This is a genomic window from Mesorhizobium sp. M2A.F.Ca.ET.037.01.1.1 (assembly GCF_003998075.1).
Classification (GTDB): Bacteria; Pseudomonadota; Alphaproteobacteria; order Rhizobiales; family Rhizobiaceae; genus Mesorhizobium.
In genome coordinates this window covers 1-570 of the sequence record NZ_RZSA01001713.1, presented here as the reverse complement: position 1 = coordinate 570, position 570 = coordinate 1, and the positions used below count along the sequence as shown (strand labels likewise).

General features: G+C 54.6%; 1 pseudogene. It reads left to right on the top strand.

Annotation, left to right across the window (positions count from 1 at the left end):
• Positions 1–315: 315 nt before the first annotated feature.
• A pseudogene (locus EOA27_RS39385) lies at positions 316–570 on the top strand (hypothetical protein); the annotation flags it as partial.

Below are 570 nucleotides of genomic sequence, written 5' to 3'. Positions count from 1 at the left end.
CCTTTGACTGTGGACACTACCAATCTTGTCTCAAATTATCGGAAAGGAAGGTGGGTAAGTTTCGGCGAATCACGCTATTCCATTTTTTGTCAAATTTTATTCAAATTTATACTTTCATTTACCAAACCAGCACCGCGCGCCGCGGCCTATCCCGCGCCGCTTAGGATCGTGCATAACTGGATATATCATCGCAATTTACCAAGTGTAAAAAATGCGATTCTCTACATATTTGGATATATGAAATAGATGGAAGGTCTGTTGCAAAGTCCGGGCCTCACATGTCTCTTGCCGGGAAATGCCGGAGGGGCTTGAGCTATGACGACCAATATCGAATTCGACGCCGTTTCAAATTCCTGGGACGAGCACAGCAGCGCCGCTGAAAACCATAACTCGACGGGTGTCCAGGTGGCGCAGGCGACCACCGGCCAGGCGGCGAGCGAGCCCGTGCCGGTCGATGTCGGCAGCGGCGCGCCGACGCAGGGCGCGGCCAATGCGCCGGCAGCGAACCAGCCGGCAGCCGATGCGAATGCGCCTGCCTCGAACGCTCCGGCTTCCAATGCCGTCCAAGGA